The 14,549-nt window shown below is 71.2% G+C and carries 12 protein-coding genes; all 12 read left to right on the top strand.

The genetic code is table 11. The features are described from left to right. The first annotated feature begins 99 nt into the window (after nt 1–99). The 12 genes from ACZ46W_RS14635 (at nt 100) to ACZ46W_RS14690 (ending at nt 14,487) form a co-directional block, all read left to right on the top strand. Nucleotides 100–747, top strand: a complete 648-nt coding sequence (locus ACZ46W_RS14635; protein ID WP_468336600.1) for a GntR family transcriptional regulator — start codon at nt 100–102, stop codon at nt 745–747. A 20-nt stretch (nt 748–767) separates the two neighbouring features. Continuing rightward, the gene (locus tag ACZ46W_RS14640) at nt 768–1,670 is read left to right on the top strand and encodes a dihydrodipicolinate synthase family protein (RefSeq protein ID WP_468336603.1); all 903 of its coding nucleotides are present in this window, start codon (nt 768–770) and stop codon (nt 1,668–1,670) included. Next, on the top strand, nt 1,667–3,382 hold the full coding sequence (gene araD, locus ACZ46W_RS14645) for an L-arabinonate dehydratase (RefSeq protein ID WP_468336606.1): 1,716 nt from the start codon (nt 1,667–1,669) through the stop codon (nt 3,380–3,382). Before ACZ46W_RS14640 ends, araD begins: the two co-directional genes overlap by 4 nt. Before the next feature lie 96 nt (nt 3,383–3,478). Further along, on the top strand, nt 3,479–4,417 hold the full coding sequence (locus tag ACZ46W_RS14650; RefSeq protein ID WP_468336609.1) for a carbohydrate ABC transporter permease: 939 nt from the start codon (nt 3,479–3,481) through the stop codon (nt 4,415–4,417). Continuing rightward, nucleotides 4,414–5,328, top strand: a complete 915-nt coding sequence (locus ACZ46W_RS14655) for a carbohydrate ABC transporter permease (protein WP_468336612.1) — start codon at nt 4,414–4,416, stop codon at nt 5,326–5,328. The genes ACZ46W_RS14650 and ACZ46W_RS14655 overlap by 4 nt, the downstream gene beginning before the upstream one ends. A gap of 6 nt (nt 5,329–5,334) precedes the next feature. After that, the gene (locus ACZ46W_RS14660; RefSeq protein WP_468336615.1) at nt 5,335–6,459 is read left to right on the top strand and encodes a Gfo/Idh/MocA family protein; all 1,125 of its coding nucleotides are present in this window, start codon (nt 5,335–5,337) and stop codon (nt 6,457–6,459) included. Further along, entirely contained in the window at nt 6,456–7,286 is an 831-nt protein-coding gene (locus ACZ46W_RS14665; protein ID WP_468336618.1) for a DUF6807 domain-containing protein, read from the top strand. Before ACZ46W_RS14660 ends, ACZ46W_RS14665 begins: the two co-directional genes overlap by 4 nt. Continuing rightward, nucleotides 7,283–8,860 carry a glycoside hydrolase family 43 protein gene (locus tag ACZ46W_RS14670; protein ID WP_468336621.1) on the top strand — a complete coding sequence of 526 codons (1,578 nt, stop codon included), beginning with the start codon at nt 7,283–7,285 and terminating at the stop codon, nt 8,858–8,860. The genes ACZ46W_RS14665 and ACZ46W_RS14670 overlap by 4 nt, the downstream gene beginning before the upstream one ends. Before the next feature lie 28 nt (nt 8,861–8,888). Further along, on the top strand, nt 8,889–10,871 hold the full coding sequence (locus ACZ46W_RS14675; RefSeq protein WP_468336624.1) for a pectinesterase family protein: 1,983 nt from the start codon (nt 8,889–8,891) through the stop codon (nt 10,869–10,871). Between the two features lie 26 nt (nt 10,872–10,897). Next, nucleotides 10,898–12,238 (top strand): ABC transporter substrate-binding protein, encoded by a 1,341-nt coding sequence (locus tag ACZ46W_RS14680; RefSeq protein ID WP_468336627.1) that lies wholly within the window; start codon nt 10,898–10,900, stop codon nt 12,236–12,238. Nucleotides 12,239–12,439: 201 nt separating this feature from the next. Then, a complete protein-coding gene (locus ACZ46W_RS14685; RefSeq protein ID WP_468336630.1) occupies nt 12,440–13,216 on the top strand; it encodes a rhamnogalacturonan acetylesterase in 777 nt (258 codons plus the stop codon). Nucleotides 13,217–13,218: 2 nt separating this feature from the next. Further along, nucleotides 13,219–14,487, top strand: coding sequence for a pectate lyase family protein (locus tag ACZ46W_RS14690; RefSeq protein ID WP_468336633.1), 1,269 nt, complete (start codon nt 13,219–13,221; stop codon nt 14,485–14,487). The last annotated feature ends 62 nt before the right edge of the window (nt 14,488–14,549 follow it).

Below are 14,549 nucleotides of genomic sequence, written 5' to 3' on the forward strand. Positions count from 1 at the left end.
GGCGTTGACGAATACCTGCCACCGCCCTAACTTCATCGCGTCGTACTTCGTACGTCATATATGAGACGCGATACGCGAGATATGAGAGCAGCCGTCCCTATGGCCTTCGCCGCCGCCCCCAGCCCCATCCCCTCCCGCACCCAGTACGTCCTGGAGGCGATCAAGCACGCGATCCTCACCGGGCAGTTGCCCCCCGGAAAGCCACTGGTGGAGACGGAACTGGCGGCCCAGTACGGGGTGTCCAAGACGCCCGTACGAGAGGCCCTCAAGACCCTCGCCGGGACCGGGCTCGTCGTCATGAGCCAGTACAAGGGCGCCACCGTCCGCACCGTCGACGCCGCCATGGCGCGCGAGGTCTACGACGTGCGGCTGCTCCTCGAACCCGAGGCGCTGCGCCGCACCATCACCCGCCGGGCCTCCCTCGACGCCGCCCACCAGGCGCTCGCCGACGCCGACGCGGCCGCCGACCGGGCCGAACGGTCCCTCGCGAACCGCGAGTTCCACCGCGCCCTGTACCTGCCGTGCGGCAACCCGCTGCTCGCCAGGATGCTCGACGAGGTGCGCGACCAGGCCGCGCTGGTGTCGACCGTCGCCTGGAGCGCCCAGCCCTCCTGGCGCCAGGAGGCCGACGAGCACCGGGAGATCCTGAGCCTGGCACGGGCCGGGGACGCCGAGGGCGCCGCCCGCGCCCTGCGCGTGCACATCGCCTCGTTCGTCGAGCGCGCCTTCCCGGAGGACACCCAGTGATCACGGAAGAGGAAAGCCGCATGGACCACGCATCACTGAGGTCGGCGCTCGCGGACGTCGTCGCGATCCCGGTGACCCCGTTCGGCGCCGACGGCCGCGTCGAACGCGCCACCCACCGCGCCTTGGTGCGCAGGCTGCTCGACGGCGGCGTACGGGCCGTCACCCCCAACGGCAACACCGGCGAGTTCTACGCCCTCACCCCAGAAGAGCGGGTTCTGGTCACCGAGTTGACCGTCGAGGAGACCGGAGACCGCGCCGCCGTTGTCGTCGGTGTCGGACACGACCTGCCGACCGCGACCGCCGCCGCCCGGCACGCGCGCGCGTGCGGCGCCGGCATGGTCATGGTCCACCAGCCCGTGCACCCCTACGTCTCGCGCGACGGCTGGATCGAGTACCACCGCGAGATCGCCGACGCCGTCCCCGAGCTCGGCGTCGTGCCGTACGTGCGCAACCCGCTCCTCGACGGCGCCACCATCGCGCGTCTCGGCGAGCTCTGCCCCAACGTCATCGGCGTCAAGTACGCGGTGCCCGACGCCGCCCGCTTCGGCGCCGTCGCCCGGGACGCCGGTCTCGACCGGTTCGTGTGGATCGCCGGCCTCGCCGAGCTGTACGCGCCCGCCTACTGGGCCATGGGCGCCACCGGCTTCACCTCCGGGCTGGTCAACGTGGCCCCGGCCGTCTCGCTCGCCATGCTGGCGGCCCTGCGCGCCGGGGACCAGCAGGCCGCCTCGAAGGTGTGGGAGCAGATCCGCCCCTTCGAGGAGCTGCGTGCCGCCGACCAGTCCGCCGACAACGTCACCGTGGTCAAGGAGGCCCTGGAGGCCCTCGGCCTGTGCCGCCGCGACGTGCGCCCGCCGAGCCGGCTCCTGCCCGAGGGCCGCCGTGCCCAGGTCGCCGAAATGGTCGGGGGCTGGTCGATATGAGACCCGACGAGCTCCGCAGCCACCAGTGGTACGGGACGGACGGGCTGCGCTCGTTCTCCCACCGCGCCCGCACCCGCCAGCTCGGCTACCTCCCCGAGGAGCACCTCGGCAAACCGGTCATCGCGATCCTCAACACCTGGTCCGACATCAACCCCTGCCACGTCCACCTCCGCGACCGCGCCCAGGCCGTCAAGCGGGGTGTGTGGCAGGCCGGGGGCTTCCCGCTCGAATTCCCGGTCTCCACGCTCTCCGAGACCTTCCAGAAGCCCACGCCCATGCTCTACCGCAACCTCCTCGCCATGGAGACCGAGGAGCTGCTGCGCTCGTACCCCGTCGACGGCGCCGTGCTGATGGGCGGCTGCGACAAGTCGACGCCCGCGCTGCTGATGGGCGCCGCCTCCGCCGGCCTGCCCGCCGTCTTCGTACCGGCCGGGCCGATGCTGCCGGGCCACTGGCGGGGCGAAGTCCTCGGCTCCGGCACGGACATGTGGAAGTACTGGGACGACAAGCGGGCCGGGCTCATCGGCGACTGCGAGATGGCCGAGCTGGAAAGTGGCCTCGCCCGCTCGCCCGGCCACTGCATGACCATGGGCACCGCCTCCACCCTCACGGCCGCCGCCGAGGCGCTGGGCGTCACCATGCCGGGCGCCTCCTCGATCCCGGCCGTCGACTCCGGCCACGACCGGATGGCCGCCGCCTCCGGGATGCGGATCGTCGAACTCGTACGCCAGGACCTGAAGCTGTCGGCGATCCTGACCCGGGAGGCGTACGAGGACGCCGTGACGACCGTCCTCGGGCTGGGCGGCTCCACCAACGCCGTGATCCACCTCATCGCCATGGCGGGCCGCTCCGGGGTCACCCTCACGCTCGACGACTTCGACCGGATCGCCCGCACCGTGCCGGTCCTCGCGAACCTCCGCCCCGGCGGCCGGTACCTGATGGAGGACTTCCACTTCGCCGGCGGGCTGCCCGGCTTCCTCTCCCGGATCACCGACCTGCTCCACCTGGACCGGCCGACCGTCGCCCACGCCACCCTGCGCGAACAGCTCGACGGCGCCCTGGTGCACGACGACGACGTGATCCGCACCCGCGACAACCCGCTCGCGCGTGAGGGCGGCGTCGCCGTCCTGCGCGGCAACCTCTGCCCCGACGGCGCGGTCATCAAGCACATCGCCGCCGAACCGCACCTGCTCAAGCACACCGGCCCCGCCGTCGTCTTCGACGACTACCGGACCATGCAGCGCACCGTCAACGACCCGGCCCTCGGCATCACCGCCGACCACGTCCTGGTGCTGCGCAACGCCGGCCCCAAGGGCGGCCCCGGGATGCCCGAGTACGGGATGCTCCCCATCCCCGACCACCTGCTCAAGCAGGGCGTGCGGGACATGGTGCGGATCTCCGACGCCCGGATGAGCGGCACCAGTTACGGCACGTGCGTACTGCACGTCGCGCCCGAGTCGTACGTCGGCGGCCCCCTCGCCCTGGTGCGTACCGGCGACCTCATCACCCTCGACGTCGAGGCGCGCACGCTCCACCTGGAGGTGGACGAGGAGGAGCTCCAGCGGCGCCGTGACGCCTGGACCCCGCCGCCCGCCCGGTACGGGCGCGGCTACGGGGCGCTCTACAGCGAGCACATCACCCAGGCCGACACCGGCTGCGACTTCGCGTTCCTGGCCAGGGCCGGCGAGGTCCCGGACCCCTACGCAGGCTGAAGCGCCCGGTACCGATGCGGGAATCCCGTGCGTCCGGGATCTCGAACGTGATCCGGAAAGCGCTTCACCCCATGCAATGACGAACGGAGACATGTCATGGCCCAAGCCGCAGCCGTGGCGGAACGCCCCCGGGCCGGCCGCCGCCGCACGGGGACCGGAGCCGAACCACGCCGCCTGCCGTACCTGCTGATCGCGCCCGCCGGCCTGCTGATGCTGGGCTTCATCGCCTATCCGGTACTGAGCGTCTTCTACTACAGCCTCCAGCACTACAACGTCACCAAGCCGTGGAAGAACGGCTACGCGGGCCTGGACAACTTCACCCGCGCCTTCACCGAGGACCCGCTCTTCTGGTCCACGCTCGGCTTCAGCGCCAAGTGGGTCGTCGTCCAGGTCGGCCTGCAACTCGCCCTCGGGCTCGTACTGGCCCTGCTGGTCAACCAGACCTTCGTCGGCCGGGCCGTCGCCCGCGCCCTGGTCTTCTCGCCGTGGGCCGTCTCCGGCGTGCTGACCACCACCATCTGGATGCTGCTCTACAACCCCTCCACGGGCGTCAGCCGTTACCTCGCGGACGTCGGCATCGGCTCGTACGGCACCTCCGTGCTCTCCGACACGGGAACCGTCTTCTGGGCGGCCGTCGTCGCCGAACTGTGGCGCGGCGTCCCCTTCTTCGCCATCCTCATCCTCGCCGACCTCCAGTCCATCCCCAGGGACCTGTACGAGGCGGCGTCCGTGGACGGAGCGGGCCGGCTGCGGCAGTTCTTCCACATCACGCTGCCGCACCTCAAGGACGCCATCATCCTCTCCACGCTGCTGCGCGGCGTCTGGGAGTTCAACAACGTCGACCTGCTCTACACCCTCACCGGCGGCGGCCCCGCCGGGGTCACCACCACGCTGCCCCTGATGATCGCCAACACCGGTATCGAGGGCCACGACTTCGGTTACGCCTCCGCGCTCACCACCGTCGCGTTCGTGATCCTCCTCTTCTGCTCGATCCTCTATCTGCGCCTGAGCAAGTTCGGAGGCGACCGCTCATGACCGCCCAACTCGCGGAAAAGGGCACCCACGCGCGCGTGCCCGCGCCCCAGCCACCGCAGCCCCCGTCCGGGACACGACGCACGCCCAAGCGGGAGCGCGCCTTCGACGACGTACCGCGCTGGCAGATCTACGTCCCGCTCGGGCTGTACCTGCTCTTCACGCTCGTCCCGTTCTACTGGATGCTGCTGTTCGCCCTGCGGCCGGCCGGTTCGACGTCACTGGTGCCCTGGCCGCTGACCTTCGAACACTTCGACAAGGTCTGGAACGAGCGCAGCTTCGGGATCTTCTTCCAGAACAGCATGCTCGTCGGCGTCGCCACACTGGTGACCACGACGCTCATAGCCCTCTCCGGCGGTTACGCGCTCGCCCGCTTCGACTTCCGGATCAAGAACGGCTTCATGCTGGCGCTGCTGTGCTCCCAGTTCATCCCGGGCGCGCTGATGCTGGTACCGCTCTTCGAGATCTTCCGCGAGCTGCGGATGATCAACTCGCTGGGCAGTGTCATCGTCGCCGAAACGGTCTTCCAACTGCCCCTGTCCATCATCCTGATCAGCGGGTTCATCAAGAACGTACCGGTCTCGCTGGAAGAGGCCGCCTGGGTGGACGGCTGCTCCCGCTTCCGCGCCTTCCGCGCCGTCGTCCTGCCACTGCTGCGGCCCGGGCTGATCGCGGTCGGCTCCTTCGCCTTCGTCCACAGTTGGAACCACTTCCTGTTCGCCCTGATGTTCCTGAGCCGGCAGGACAAGCAGACCATCCCCGTGGGGCTCAACACCCTCATCGGCTCCGACAGCGTGGACCTCGGCGCGCTGGCGGCGGGCGGTGTCGTCGCCGCCGTACCCGTGGTGATCGTCTTCGCGTTCATCCAGAAGTGGCTCATCACCGGCTTCAGCGCCGGCGCGGTGAAGGGCTGAGACCTCATGGACCTCACGACCCCGATACCGGTCGTCCTGGCGGGCGCCCGAGGCCACGGGCGCTGGCACCTGGACAACATCCTTCGCCTTCAGCGGGCGGGCTCGGTGCGCCTCGCGGGCGTCTGCGAGCTGCGGCCCCTCGACGCGGCCGAACTGGACGGCGCAGGAGACGTGGCACAGTCCGCCGACCTCGCGGCCCTCCTGGAGGCCACGGATGCCCGTATCGCCGTGATCTGCACGCCCATCGACACCCATACCCCGCTCGCCCTCACCGCCGCCCGGCACGGCGCGCACGTCCTGCTGGAGAAGCCCCCCGCGCCCTCCTGGGCCGAGTTCCGGCGCATGGCCGACGGGGTACGCCAGGCCGGCACCGCCTGCCAGATCGGCTTCCAGTCGCTCGGCTCGCACGCCCTGCCGGCCATCGCCGAACTCGTCGCGGACGGCGCCATCGGGGACGTCAGGGGCATCGGGGCCGCCGGGGCGTGGGCCCGCGACGAGGCGTACTTCCGGCGCGCCCCGTGGGCCGGGAAACGGCGCCTGGACGACGGCACGGACGTGGTCGACGGGGTCCTCACCAACCCCCTCGCCCATGCCGTGGCCACCGCCCTCGCCCTCGACGGCAGCCCGCACTCCGACGACGTCACCGGCATCGAACTCGACCTCGCACGGGCCAACGACATCGAGGCCGACGACACCTCCTGCGTACGCGTCACCACGGCACGCGGCACCCCCGTCACCGTCGCCGTGACGCTCTGCGCCGAGCGGCCCGGCGAGCCGTACGTCATCGTCCACGGCAGCCACGGCCGCATCACGTTCTGGTACAAGCAGGACCGGGTCCTGGTGCAGCGCGCCGGGCACGGCCCCGTGGAGCGCGTCCACGGCCGCACGGACCTGCTGGAGAACCTGATCGCCCACCTGCGCGGCGGCGACGACCTGCTCGTACCGCCGCACCGCACCGGCGCCTTCATGCGGCTCGTCGAAGCCGTCCGCACCGCCCCCGACCCGCGCCCGCTCCCCGAGGGGTCCTGGTACGCGGACGGGAACCGCCGCGTGGTCAAGGGCATCGACGGGCTCGTCCACGCGAGCGCCGACACCCTCTCCCTCTTCGCCGAACTGGAGAGCTCCCCGTGAACGTTCTTCTGCGCTGTGCGGGCCGCCCCGTCGCCCGCTACCTCCACCGGCCCGACCTCGCCCTCCGCCTCTCGCCCCGCCCCTACCTGCACCCGGTCACCACCCTGGGCGGCACCCTTGTCACCGAGGAACGGCCCGAGGACCACCTCCACCACCTGGGCGTCTCGGTCGCCGTCCCCGACCTGTCGGGCCACAACTTCTGGGGCGGCCGCACCTACGTGCGCGACCGGGGGCCCACCGACCTCGACAACCACGGCGTCCAGTACCACGAGGACTGGAAGCTGCGCGACCCGGACGGGTTCGTCGAGGACCTGTCCTGGCGCGCCGAAGGCTGCGAGCTGCTGCGCGAGCGCCGGACCGTCGCCGCCACCGGACTGACCGCCACCGCCTGGGCGCTGGACTTCACCTTCTCGCTCACCAACCCCGGCCCCGAAAACCTCTCCATGGGGTCCCCCGCCACAAACGGCCGCCAAGGCGCCGGCTACGGCGGCTTCTTCTGGCGCGCCCCCCAACAGGCCGCCGCGCCGGGCGTGTTCACCGCCGACGTGGAGGGTGAAAGCTCGGTTCACGGGCGTGCCGCCGATTGGCTCGCCCTCACCGGCCCCGACTGGACGCTCGTCTTCGCCGGCGCCACCGAGGAGACCCGCAAGGACCCCTGGTTCGTCCGCACCGGGGAGTACCCCGGCGTCGGCTCCTCCCTCGCCTGGGGCGAGCGCCTGCCCATCGCGACCGGGGCCACCGTCGTACGCCGCGTGGTGACCGTCGTCGCCGACGGCGCCCTGAGCCGGGGCGAAGCCGCCGCCCTCGTACGAAAGGCCCTGTCATGACACCGGTGTGGACCGCCGACCTCGGCGACGGCACCTACCGCAACCCCGTCCTGAACGCCGACTGGTCCGACCCGGACGTCATCGCCGTCGGGGACGACTTCTACCTCACCGCCTCCAGCTTCGGCCGCGCCCCCGGACTGCCCCTCCTGCACTCCCGCGACCTCGTCAACTGGTCGCTCATCGGGCACGCCCTGGACCGGCTGGAGCCGGCCGCGGACTTCGCCGCGCCCCGCCACGACCGGGGCGTGTGGGCACCGTCCCTGCGCCACGCCGACGGCCGCTTCTGGATCTTCTGGGGGGATCCCGACCACGGCATCCACCAGGTGCACGCCGAGCACATCCGGGGCCCGTGGAGCGAGCCGTACCTGCTCAAGGCGGGCAAGGGCCTCATCGACGCCTGCCCCCTGTGGGACGACGAGACCGGCGAGGCGTACCTCGTGCACGCCTGGGCCAAGTCCCGGTCGGGCGTGAAGAACCGGCTCACCGGCCACCGGATGAGCCGGGACGGCCGCACCCTCCTCGACGAGGGCAAGGTCATCGTCGACGGCGACCGCGTCCCCGGCTGGTTCACCCTGGAGGGCCCCAAGCTGTACCGGCACGGCGGCTGGTTCTGGATATTCGCCCCGGCCGGGGGAGTGGAGACCGGCTGGCAGGGCGCCTTCCGGTCGCGGGACTTCTTCGGACCGTACGAGGAGAGGGCTGTCCTCGCGCAGGGCTCCACCGACGTCAACGGCCCCCACCAGGGCGGCTGGGTGCGCACCCGGGCGGGCGAGGACTGGTTCCTGCACTTCCAGGCACGCGGCGCGTACGGGAGGGTCGTGCACCTCCAGCCGATGGCGTGGGACGCGGACGGCTGGCCCGTGCTCGGCGACGGCGGCGAGCCCGTACGCGTCCACCGCAAACCGGCCGCCCCGCCGCAGCCCGTCGAGGCGCCCGCGACGGATGACGCCTTCCCGGGCGGGCGGTACGGGCGGCAGTGGCAGTGGACGGCGAACCGGCGTGCCGGGTGGACCGTCGAGCACGGCGGTGACGGGCTGCGGCTGGCCTGCGTCCGGACCGCCGACGCCCACGCCCACGACCTCCGCCTCCTGCCGAACGTCCTCACCCAGCGGCTGCCCGCCGAGACGTTCACCGCCGAGGTCTCCTTGACGCTGGGGTCCACCGAACCGGGCGCCCGCGCGGGGCTCGCCGTCCTGGGCGACGCCTTCTCGTGGATCGGACTGGAGCGGGGCGCGGGCGGTGAGGTGCGGCTGGTCCACCGGTTCGCCGAGGCGGTCGCCGAACGCGAGCGGGACGCGGCGCACGCGCGCGTGGTCGCGGATTCCCGGAACGGGGACGGCGGCGGGGACGGGGCCGGGGGCGGGCAGGTGCGGCTGCGCGTCGAGGTGTCGCCGGGCGCGCGCTGCCGGTTCTCCGCCGACACGGGGGACGGGGAGGGATGGCGGCCCTCGGGCCCGGTCTTCGCCGCCACGCCCTGGCGCTGGGTCGGGGCACTGCTCGGTCTGTTCGCGGTGGCGCCCGAGGGACAGGGGAGTGCCGGGACGGCCACGTTCACCGAGTTCCACGTCAACTGACCTGCTTTCCACGCGGATTGGAGCCGCCATGCACCTAAGTAGCAAGCGCTTGCCAGGCAGAGCCCTGGCGGCCGTCACCGCCCTCGTCGCCGTCCTGGGTCTGGGCGCGGTGGCCCCGGCCGCCGAGGCGGCGCCCGTACCCGTGCCCTCGCGCAGCCACCAGGCGTGGGCGGACGAGCCCCACGGCTTCGCCTCCCTCGCCGGCGGTACCACCGGCGGCCGGGGCGGCAAGGTCGTCACCGTCCGCACCCAGGCCGACCTCGCCACGTACGCGGGCGCCGCCGAGCCCTACGTCATCCGGGTCGCCGGCGCGATCGCCGTCGAACCCTTCGGGTCCTCGATCACCGTCGCCTCCGACAAGACCATCGTCGGCGTCGGCACCAGCGGCGAGATCCTCCACGGCGAGCTCAACCTCAAACCCGGCACCCACAACGTCATCATCCGCAACCTCACCATCAGGGACTCCTACGTCGAGGGCGACTGGGACGGCAAGACCAACGACTTCGACGCCATCCAGATGGACTCCGTCCACCACGTCTGGATCGACCACAACCGCTTCACGCACATGGGCGACGGACTGCTCGATGTCCGCAAGGACAGCCAGTACGTCACCGTCTCGTACAACCGCTTCGACAACCACAACAAGGCGTTCGGCATCGGCTGGACGCAGAACGTCACCACCCAGGTCACCATCGACCACAACTGGTTCAACGGCACCAAGCAGCGCAACCCGTCCGCCGACAACTGCGCCTACGCCCACCTCTACAACAACTACCTCTCCGCGCAGGTCGCCGACGGCGACCCCGTCTGGTCGTACGGGAACTGGGCGCGCGGCCGGACCCGGATGGTCATCGAGAACAGCTACTACGACGGCGTCCAGCACCCGTACCAGGCCGACGCGACGGCGGAGCTGGTGGAGCGCGGATCCATTCTGCGGGGCACCACGGGCCGGCACGACGAGTGGGGCGCCGCCTTCGAGCCGCGTGACTTCTACGCGTACCGGCTCGACCCGGCCGCCGCCGTGCCCGCCCTGGTGAAGCGGTTCGCCGGGCCGCAGAAGACGATCGGCGTCAACACCGTGCTGGACGTGCCCGCCGCGTACCCCACCGTGCAGTCCGCCGTGGACGCCGTCCCGGCGGGCAACGAGACGCTCGTGACGGTGCGGATCGCGCCGGGGACGTACCGCGAGAAGGTCCGGGTGCCCGCCGACAAGCCGAGGCTGGCTCTGGTCGGCACGGGCGCGGACCGGGACGACACCGTGATCGTGTACGACACGCCGAACGCGTACGGAGGGTCCAGCGCCAGCGCCACCGTCCTGATCGCCGCCTCCGAGGTCACCGCCCGCAACCTCACCTTCGTCAACGACTTCGACGAGGCGGCGGTCGAGCTGAACGCCGAGCAGGCGCTGGCGATGAAGACGACGGGCGACCGGATCGTCTTCGAGAACACCGCCTTCAAGGGCAACCAGGACACCCTGATGACCGACAGCCCCCGGCTGGACGCCATCAGCCGGGTCTACATCCGCGACTCGTACATCGAGGGCGACGTCGACTTCGTCTACGGGCGCGCCACGACGGTCATCGAGGGGTCGTTGATCCGGGCGCTCAGCCGTGGCTCGGCCACCAACAACGGGTACGTCACCGCCCCCAGCACCTGGAAGGACAACCCGTACGGCTTCCTGATCACCCGGTCCCGGATCGTCAGCGACGCCCCGGCCGGCTCCTTCCACCTCGGCCGGCCCTGGCACCCGGGCGGCAACCCGGACGCGATCGGCCAGGTGCTGATCCGGGAGACGGAGCTGCCCGCCGCGATCAAGGCGTCGCCGTGGACCGACATGGGCGGCTTCTCGTGGAAGGACGCCCGGTTCAGCGAGTACCGGACGTACGGCCCCGGCGCCGTCGTCACCGCCGACCGCCCGCAGATGTCCGACGCCGACGCCGCCCGCCACGAGGTCGCCGACTACCTCGAAGGCCGGGACGGCTGGGCCCCGCACCACTCCCGCACGCAGTGAAGCACGTACAGAAGAGAGAGCTGGTCATGAACCGTTCGCAGAACCCCGGACGTCGTACGGCCGCGGTGGGTGTGTCGCTGGCCGCCGTCCTCGCCCTGACCGCCACCGCGTGCGGTGACGACGGCACCACCGCCGCCGGTGAGGAGGGTTCCGGCAAGGGAACCATTGTCTTCTGGGACAACAACGGCGGTGTGCGCACCGCCGTCTGGCAGCAGATCATCAAGAACTTCGAGGCCAAGAACCCCGGCATCAAGGTCACGTACGTCCCCATACCCAGCGAGGACGTGCAGTCCAAGTACGACACCGCCATCGCGGGCGGCGGGCTGCCGGACGTCGGCGGCGTCGGCGCCGCGTACCTCGCCAACATCGTCGCCCAGGACGCCCTGGAGCCCGTCGGCGACCGGATCGAGGACTCGTCCCTCAAGGGCAAGCTCGTCCCCAGCATGGTCGCGTCGGTCAAATCGGCCGGCGGGCGGGGCGACGAGATGTACTCGGTGCCCACGTCGGCCAGCAACGGCACGCTGTACTACCGCACGGACCTGTTCGGGGCGGCGGGCCTGGAGGCGCCGACGACCTGGGCGAAGTTCTACGAGGCTGCCGCGAAGCTGACCGACGTCAAGAAGAACCGCTTCGGGTACACGATCAGGGGCGGCGCGGGTTCCATCGCGCAGGCGCTGGACGCGATGTACGGGCAGTCGGGCATCACGTCCTTCTGGGACGGTGACAAGACCACCGTCAACGACCCGAAGAACGTGGCGGCGCTGGAGAAGTACGTCAAGCTGTACAAGACGACCACGCCCGAGGCGGACGTCAACAACGACTTCAAGAAGATGGTCGCCCAGTTCGACACCGGCACCATCGGCATGCTGAGCCACAACCTCGGCTCGTACACCGACCACGTGAAGGCCCTCGGCAAGGACAAGTTCGCCGGCATCCCCAATCCGGTGGGGGACGGGGGCACGCGGGTGCAGGTCTCCAACCCGGTGGACGGGCTCGGGCTGTTCAAGAGCAGCAAGAACAAGGCCGCGGCGTGGAAGTTCATCGAGTTCGCCGTCTCGCACGAGTCCAACAGCAAGTGGAACGAGTCGGCGGGCGCCATACCGGCGAACACGGAGGCGGCGGCCGATCCGTGGATGAGCGAGGCCGAGGCCACCCGCCTGGGCGCGAAGGCGCTCACGGACGGCTCCACCAAGATCGTGGAGCTGCCGTACTACCTGCCCGACTGGAACAAGATCAGTAAGGCCGACAACGAGCCGAACTTCCAGAAGGTGCTGCTCGGCTCGATGTCGGCGAAGGAGTTCGCCGACACGCTCGCCGAGCAGCTCAACGCGGCGCAGGCGGAGTGGAACGAGCGGAACAAGTCCTGACCCGCCGTTCCGTTTCCGGGGTCCCGCCCCGTCCCGCCCCGTCCCTCCCGGGTCCCGCCCCGTCCCGCCCCGTCCCGTCCGGCCCGGGTGCCGGGGCGGGTGGACCCTGCCGTGCGGGCGCTGCCGGTGGGTGGGGGCGAGCCTGCACGGCCCCACCCCGGCCGTCGGCCGGCTTTCCCTTCGTACGAGAGGTTTCCCATCATGTCTTTGAGTCGGAGGCGCACTGTGGCCGCTCTTGCCGCCGGTCTTCCGCTCGTGCACGCGAGTGCGGGCACCGCCGAGGCGCGGCCGCGCGCCGGTACGGTGTGGATCGCCGGTGACTCCACCGCCGCCCAGAAGTACGCCGACGCCGCGCCCGAGACCGGGTGGGGCATGGCCCTGCCCTTCTTCCTCGGCCGGGGTCTGGTCGTGGCCAACCACGCGGTGAACGGGCGCAGTTCGAAGAGCTTCCTGGATGAGGGGCGCCTCGACGTGCTTCTCGCGGGCGTTCGCTCCGGTGACCTGCTGCTCGTGCAGTTCGGGCACAACGACCAGAAGGCCGCCGATCCCGCCCGGTACACCGAGCCGTGGACGACCTACCGCGAGCACCTGCTCCGGTACGTGGCCGGGGCGCGGGCGCGGGGGGCGCGGCCCGTGCTGCTGACGCCCGTCGAGCGGCGCAGGTTCGACGCCGGGGGCGACGCCGTGCCCACGCACGGGGAGTACCCGGCCGCCATGCGGACGCTCGCCGCCGAGGAGGACGTACCGCTCGTGGACGTACAGGCGGCGTCACTCGCCGAGTGGCGGAAGCTCGGGCCCGAGCCGTCGAAGGCGTACTTCACGGACAACACCCATTTCACGCCGCGTGGCGCCATCGAAGTGGCGCGGCTGGCGGCGGCGGGCCTCCGGGAACGCGGGGTGCTGGCCGCCCGCGACGTACGGCGGCTGGAGGAGCCCGTACCCGCCGCCTGGATCACCTGGCCCACTGACAAGGAGTAGGAATGCGTACCAGACTCGTAGCAGCCTCGGCGGCCGGCTGTACCGCGGTCCTCTTGTGCCTCACAGCCGGTCCCGCTCATGCGGCCGACCCCGGCCGTCAGACGCTTCCCGCCGGTGACGGCTGGGCGTCCGAGGGCGCGGGCACCACCGGAGGTGCCGCCGCCGCGCACACCCATACGGTCCGGACCTGGGCCGAGTTCAAGACCGCGCTGGCGGCCGGCGGCAGCGCACCGAAGATCATCCGTGTGGTGGGCACCCTGAACGCCACGGAAGGCGGCTGTGAGGCGTTCGAGGCCGACGGCTACGACTTCGCCAGGTACCTCGCCGACTACGACCCGGCGGTGTGGGGGTACGACACGCCCGTCAGCGGTCCCCAGGAGGACCTGCGGAGTGCTTCGGCCGCCCTTCAGGGCCGGGCCATCAAGGCGTACGTCCCCGCCAACACCACGATCGTCGGTGTGGGCAAGGACGCGGGGATCGTTGGGGGCAGCCTCCAGATCCGGGACGTGGACAACGTCATCGTCCGCAACCTCACCATGGAGAGCCCGCTCGACTGCTTCCCGCAGTGGGACCCCACGGACGGTGCGACCGGGGCCTGGAACTCCGAGTACGACTCGATGGTCGTGTACGGCTCCACGCACGTGTGGATCGACCACAACACCTTTACGGACGGCCGGTATCCCGACAGCTCGCTGCCCCGTTACTTCGGGGAGGTCTACCAGCAGCACGACGGGGAGCTGGACATCGTGCGCGGCGCGAACCACGTCACGGCTTCCTGGAACGTCTTCGCCGACCACGACAAGACCCTGATGATCGGCAACAGTGACAGCGCGGCCGCGACCGACGCGGGCAAGCTGAAGGTCACCCTGCACCACAACCTCTTCACGGGCGTCGTCGAGCGCGCACCGCGCGTCCGCTTCGGGCAGGTCGACGCGTACAACAACCACTACGTGGTGAAGGGCGGGTACGCGTACAGCTTCGGCGTCGGGTTCGAGTCGCGGCTGTACGCCGAGAAGAACGCCTTCACGCTGCCCGAAGGGGTCGCCGCCGGGAAGATCCTGAAGAAGTGGAAGGACGCGCCGCTCACCGCCGTGGGCAACCGCGTCAACGGCCGGGCGGTCGACCTCGTCGCCGCGCACAACGCGCTGAACCCGGAGGACCCGCTGCGGTCCGGCGCCGGCTGGACGCCCACACTGCGTACCAGGGTGGACGACGCGCGGGCGGTGCCGGGGCTCGTGGGCCGGCGGGCGGGGGCCGGGAAGGTCTGCTGAGGCTGTCCTGTCGGGGAGGTTGACAGCTTCTGTGGTGCCTGGCTTGATGAACAGCGCGACTT

It is taken from the genome of Streptomyces sp. NPDC031064, assembly GCF_055570965.1.

What these genes read in the sequence shown, in the direction of transcription:
- ACZ46W_RS14635 (WP_468336600.1), top strand. Translation starts at nt 100, where the DNA reads ATGGCCTTCGCCGCCGCCCCCAGCCCCATCCCCTCCCGCACCCAGTAC.
- ACZ46W_RS14640 (WP_468336603.1), top strand. Translation starts at nt 768, where the DNA reads ATGGACCACGCATCACTGAGGTCGGCGCTCGCGGACGTCGTCGCGATC.
- araD (WP_468336606.1), top strand. Translation starts at nt 1,667, where the DNA reads ATGAGACCCGACGAGCTCCGCAGCCACCAGTGGTACGGGACGGACGGG.
- ACZ46W_RS14650 (WP_468336609.1), top strand. Translation starts at nt 3,479, where the DNA reads ATGGCCCAAGCCGCAGCCGTGGCGGAACGCCCCCGGGCCGGCCGCCGC.
- ACZ46W_RS14655 (WP_468336612.1), top strand. Translation starts at nt 4,414, where the DNA reads ATGACCGCCCAACTCGCGGAAAAGGGCACCCACGCGCGCGTGCCCGCG.
- ACZ46W_RS14660 (WP_468336615.1), top strand. Translation starts at nt 5,335, where the DNA reads ATGGACCTCACGACCCCGATACCGGTCGTCCTGGCGGGCGCCCGAGGC.
- ACZ46W_RS14670 (WP_468336621.1), top strand. Translation starts at nt 7,283, where the DNA reads ATGACACCGGTGTGGACCGCCGACCTCGGCGACGGCACCTACCGCAAC.
- ACZ46W_RS14675 (WP_468336624.1), top strand. Translation starts at nt 8,889, where the DNA reads ATGCACCTAAGTAGCAAGCGCTTGCCAGGCAGAGCCCTGGCGGCCGTC.
- ACZ46W_RS14680 (WP_468336627.1), top strand. Translation starts at nt 10,898, where the DNA reads ATGAACCGTTCGCAGAACCCCGGACGTCGTACGGCCGCGGTGGGTGTG.
- ACZ46W_RS14685 (WP_468336630.1), top strand. Translation starts at nt 12,440, where the DNA reads ATGTCTTTGAGTCGGAGGCGCACTGTGGCCGCTCTTGCCGCCGGTCTT.
- ACZ46W_RS14690 (WP_468336633.1), top strand. Translation starts at nt 13,219, where the DNA reads ATGCGTACCAGACTCGTAGCAGCCTCGGCGGCCGGCTGTACCGCGGTC.